The 4,654-nt window shown below is 66.7% G+C and carries 5 protein-coding genes and 2 pseudogenes; 5 read left to right on the top strand and 2 right to left on the bottom strand.

The genetic code is table 11. From position 1 onward, the window contains the following. Positions 1-292: 292 nt before the first annotated feature. Positions 293-430, bottom strand: a pseudogene (locus tag O3W51_RS47290) (ATP dependent DNA ligase); the annotation flags it as partial. Positions 431-473: 43 nt separating this feature from the next. On the opposite strand from O3W51_RS47290, the pseudogene O3W51_RS49205 reads away from it, so the two are divergent. From O3W51_RS49205 to O3W51_RS47280, 3 genes and pseudogenes are all read left to right on the top strand, one after another. After that, positions 474-659 (top strand): annotated as a pseudogene (locus O3W51_RS49205) (hypothetical protein); the annotation flags it as partial. Between the two features lie 107 nt (positions 660-766). After that, a complete protein-coding gene (locus tag O3W51_RS47285) occupies positions 767-1,354 on the top strand; it encodes a hypothetical protein (RefSeq protein ID WP_269290220.1) in 588 nt (195 codons plus the stop codon). 127 nt (positions 1,355-1,481) lie between these two features. Beyond that, positions 1,482-2,243, top strand: a complete 762-nt coding sequence (locus O3W51_RS47280; protein WP_269290218.1) for an HNH endonuclease — start codon at positions 1,482-1,484, stop codon at positions 2,241-2,243. Between the two features lie 271 nt (positions 2,244-2,514). Here O3W51_RS47280 and O3W51_RS47275 read toward each other — a convergent pair whose 3' ends face one another. Then, positions 2,515-2,838, bottom strand: coding sequence for a DUF6087 family protein (locus O3W51_RS47275; protein WP_269290216.1), 324 nt, complete (start codon positions 2,836-2,838; stop codon positions 2,515-2,517). Between the two features lie 583 nt (positions 2,839-3,421). Here O3W51_RS47275 and O3W51_RS47270 point away from each other — a divergent pair. Both O3W51_RS47270 and O3W51_RS47265 read left to right on the top strand, forming a co-directional pair. Further along, entirely contained in the window at positions 3,422-3,910 is a 489-nt protein-coding gene (locus O3W51_RS47270) for a hypothetical protein (protein WP_269290214.1), read from the top strand. A gap of 126 nt (positions 3,911-4,036) precedes the next feature. Continuing rightward, positions 4,037-4,540: a helix-turn-helix domain-containing protein gene (locus O3W51_RS47265; protein ID WP_269290212.1), complete on the top strand. Its 504-nt coding sequence runs from the start codon at positions 4,037-4,039 to the stop codon at positions 4,538-4,540. Positions 4,541-4,654 lie beyond the last annotated feature (114 nt).

The following is a 4,654-nucleotide window of genomic DNA, read 5'->3' as shown; positions in this document are numbered from 1 at the left end:
GCCACCGAACTCGCGACAACCCAACTCAACGCCCGCGCCAAACCCTGGATCTGGGGCAGACCCGCCCCACCCACCCGACACCTACGCCGACGCTACGTCTACTGCCTTTGAGGAATTCAGCACTAGGGGCAGACTGCGTCGCTCTCGTCGAGGTCGGAGCAGGTGACGCAGCTCTGGTCGCCTTCCCCAGCGGAGGGCATCGCGCTGCCCTTCACGGAGAGGGTCGACAGTGCCGTTGAACCCTTCCGTCCGTGTCGTGTCAGCCTCCGGACTCGCTGCAGAGCCGGGGCTGTTACCGGGGGTCCTCGGGGGCCAGGTCGGGGCGCAGCCGGTGCCACGAGGGATGGCGGAGATTGCCGGCCTGTGTGCGGGCGGCATACGTGACCTCCTCAACTAAGAGCGGCAGCACCCAGTTGACGCCAGCCACGCGGGTGGCTGGCGTGACGGCGGTAGCCCGCGCTTTGAACTCTGGAACAGCGCTGGTCCAGGTGACGGTGCCGCAGAGTGGCGTCGCTGAGGGTCTGGCCCTGGGGTCGCTGGCGTCGTTGCCGGGCTTGGTGGCGAGGCTGTGGGAGTCCGTGTTCAACGGGCAGCAGCGCCACGGCGTCGCCTTCCGCGCCGCTGCTGTCGTCCCGGGTACGACGCCGATCCGCTGCGGCCGGAAGATTTACAGTTCGCGCTCTGCACACAGGGCGCGCCAGAGGTCTGCATCACGACTTGGTACGGGGCCAGGCACGGACCCGCCCCCTGGGGCCAAGATCGGCTCATGACGAAGTGGCTGTTGCCAATCTTCACGGCACTACTCGGGTACGGGGGCCACTGGGCCCAAACAGCGCTCGGCCGACGCCACAAGCGCATGGACGCTGACGAGGAGCGCGTCGGGAGGATGCGCTCCAAGCTGTTGGGAATCCGGGACCTGACGGCCGACGACGCGGATGTTCAAGGTAGGAGCCTCGCCGCGCAGCTGCTGCCCGATGCGGAGCTACTTAGGAACAAGAAGCTACGCCAACGCGTGACAGAGGCCCTAATTGCCATCTGCATGTGGACCGCAGCGGGCCATGACGGCCGCATCTCGACATGGCGCCTGGCATGGATTCAGGACGCTATCGACTGCTGTCACGCCACGCTGCGCGGGGGACGGCTACCCAGAGACGGAACTCTGGTGCAGATGGCGCTCTTCGATGCCAGCCAGGTCGCGGAGCGGAACAGTAGTCGCCTCAACGAGCGACTGGCCAGCCATATGAACCAGCCGGCTCTGGTGGCCCGGCAGCAAGCCTTTCTGAAGTGGCAGGCGACGCAGCGCCCGTGGTGGCTGCGCACGCCCCGCATGTGGGTCAGGCTGATTCGTTCGTAATTCGAGAGGGGCGGCAGGGCTCGAGCCTGCCCCGCGCGGTCATACGCCCGAGTGCCGCACTGAGAAGGACCGGGCTGTCAGTACCTCTCCATACGATGTCGTCCAACTGTGCGACAAGGGGGTGGATGTGGCAGTCACAAAGCAGGAAGTGTTGAGTAGGAATCGGGGGAGCCAGCCGCTCTGGGTGTGGGTCATGGTCCTGACCGCCCATGGCGGTCGCTGCGTGTACTGCGACGAGAGACCGTCGGAGACCCTGGAGCACGAAGTGCCTATGGCGAGCGAGGCCGGGCGGGACATCTGGTGGAACCTCGTTCCCGCCTGCGACCGGTGCAACGGTTGGAAGCAGAAGAAGAGTTCAGTCGAGTGGGTGCGCGACATGAAGCTGCACTACGCCCACCCGAAGGCCGGCTTCTGCCGTAACCCACTTCCGCTTTCTGTCGTAGAGGGGGTCAAGGACCGCATAGCCCAGGTGCAGCGCGAGATACAGGACGCCCCCCGGCGCACATGGTTCGAACGTCACTACGGACGGGAGGGGACGCCGCGACTTCGGCGCGAGAAGCACGAGGTAGTCACGCGGTGCGTGGAGAAACTGGAGCGTTACCCCTATCCGCCGTGGGAGTCGCTGGAAAGCGGGCACTCGGAGACGGTCTGTATGCGCGTCCTGTGCTGCGGATACCACCAGAAGGACAGCACCATGGAGTTCGTGACGTTGCCCAAGGCTGATCGCGAAGACCTAGTGCGGATGGCGTACGCGAAGGGGCTGTGGGTCGGAGACCTGCTCGGCGCTCTGGTGAGGTCGGCGCTCGAAGAGTGGCGCCAGTCTCAGCTTGCCGACGACGGAAAAGCGGCAGGGGCACCTTGCCGGGCGCCACAGAGCGCTGCCCACTGACGAACCGAGGGGGCGGCATAGCCGCCCTCGGTCTCGCTGGGCAGCGGTGAGGCCCGCCTCGCTACGTCGTAGCGGACCCTGTTTTCGGGGGCAGCACACTAGCTGGGCCCGGGCGCATCAACGACACGGCCTCGGGTTCGTCATCGTTTGCCACCGGTCGCAGTCTGCCGTTGGCGGATTGCTTACGCGGTGCGACGCGGACGTGTCCGGTGAGGGGTCGCTCTCCCTGCCGCACACTGGCCGGCCCTGAGCAGCCTTGTTAGCGGCGATGCTACTCGTCCTGGCGTTCCGCCGGAGCCGGTTTGCGGTGCCTGCCGGAGCCCTCACCCATCGCGGGCCGGTCCCACTCCGTGGGGCGTTCGTCAAGCGGCTCCGGCACGAAGAGCAGGGCCTTCGCGGCGGCCAGGTCGACTGCCACCGTCACGGGCACCCACTGATAGCCATCCCACTGCTCAATGACTCGCTCAGCAGTGGGGTTGACGTGAAAGGCACGTTCCGGCCCCGGCGCCAGGGTGCGAGCACGCAACCGGCCCAACTTCCGAGCCTGGTCCGCCGCGCGCCGCTGCGCCCAGCTTTCCAGAGGTTCTTCGTTCACCGTTTCATCATGGCGCAGCCGCTCTCGAACACGCCACCCGCACACCAGCCCGGACCACTCAGAAGCCCCAGCCTCCTGAGACCCCCCGCCGAGCAGTAACGATTCCGGGTCCTGGCCCGCTTCCTTAGATGTGAGGTACTCGGATCCAATCGGGTGAGATCACGACGGGGCACCCGTCGTCCGAGTGCCGAGTTCAGTCGCCGCCGTCGAGCTGCCCCGCCCGGCTGCCGAACGGCTCCCGACGCCGACGCCCCTCCCCCGGTGGCGTCGGCCGCCGGCGTGATCCCCCGGTCACGCCGGACCAGGCGCACCGTGCAGCGCGCGACGCAAACCCCCTCGCGCTGTACGGTGCGCCTCATGCCGTCCCCTGCCCTGCCCCCGCGTTCGCGGCCCACCTTGACGGTCGAGCAGGGGTAACGACCTTGGGGGCAATGGCATCGGGTCCTGCCGAGTCGTGATGTTGTGCGATGTTCTGGGTGGATATCTCGGTGTCACCGTCGATGGTGGCAATCTCGGGCGGCCGAACAGGGTGCTGATGGCATCCTGTTGTCTGGCCGCGCCAGGTCGGGGGGAAGATAGTCGCGTGGCCATCGACCTGCAGATTTTCGCGGATTACTGCCAGATCCATGTCTTGGACGAGGGCTCAGATAGTGATCTCGGTGAGGTATGGACAGAGGAAGCTCTAATCGACCGACTCGGTGTAGCCCACGATGCACTGGTCATCGGGACTGAGGTCAATGTCGGTGTCGCGGTCAAGGTGGATCTTCTGCGTGGCGAGCCGGACGATGACAGCAGCGAATTCGATCACGTCGTCGAGGCGAGCCTCCACGTCCCCTCGGGGCGCCTGGTGGTGATGGGCTGCACCGACTACTTGCCGGAAGCTCCGCGCTTCGAAGCCCCCGCCGGATGGATCCGAGTCCGGGCATCACGCCGAAACCTGGCCAATGCATTCCGCGCGGACATCGAATCCGATGAGTCTTCCGAGACCATCGAGCAACTGCGGCTGCAAGCGTGGGCAGCACCGCCGACCGCCCCGCAGATCTTTAAACGATGGTCTCAGCCAGCAGCGTAAAGTCGCCGCCCAACGCGTGACGTGGGAAGAGCCGTGCGGGTTGGGTGAGTTGTGAAGCTCACCTGGGCCCGTGCGGCCTGTTCCCATCCGGCCCTGTCCGGAGTCTCTCGCGCACACTTCGGCGAGTTGCTCGAAGAGCTCGCGCCGCGATGGGCTGCGGCCCGGGAGTCCACGCTGCGCGAGCGGCGCGGCGGGGAACGCCTGCGGGCCGCGGGTGCCGGACGCAAGCAGAAACTGGTCTTCGTCGACCGACTGCTGGTCACCCTGGTCTGTCTGCGGCTGGGGCTGCCGCACGCCGCCCTGGCCGAGCTGTACGGGGTGGACCGCTCCATCGTCTCCGACGCGATCCGCGAGGTCCGTCCGCTGCTGGCGCCCCGTGGCTTCGCCGTGCCCGACCGGCCCGGGGTACGGCTGCGCACGCTGGAGGACGTGTTCGCCTACGCCGACGTAGAGGACGTTGGACTGCGGATCGACGGCACCGAGGTGCAGGTTCGCCGACCGCGCGCGGGACGCCCCGGACGTAAGGCGTTCATCTCCGGAAAGAAGAGGCAGAACACCATTAAGACCACCACCTTCAGCGACGACCAAGGCCGCACCTTGTTCAGCGGCGTGGTCCGGCCCAGGGCTTGATCAAGTTCCTTAGGTGACCGGTTCGTTGGTGATGCCCAGGATGGGGAGTGCTCGTTGGGGTTCGTCGCGGATCGCCCGGGTGGTCTTGGCGATGTTGTCGGCTCCGAGGGTTTT

Origin of the sequence: Streptomyces sp. H39-C1 (assembly GCF_027158125.1) — a bacterium.
GTDB classification, from domain to species: Bacteria; Actinomycetota; Actinomycetes; order Streptomycetales; family Streptomycetaceae; genus Actinacidiphila; species Actinacidiphila fildesensis.
Note: the sequence above shows the minus strand (reverse complement) of the source record. Positions and strands in the feature narration are given on the sequence as shown.

Excerpts from the sequence above, each read along its gene's own strand:
- O3W51_RS47285 (WP_269290220.1), top strand. The coding sequence starts at position 767 with ATGACGAAGTGGCTGTTGCCAATCTTCACGGCACTACTCGGGTACGGG.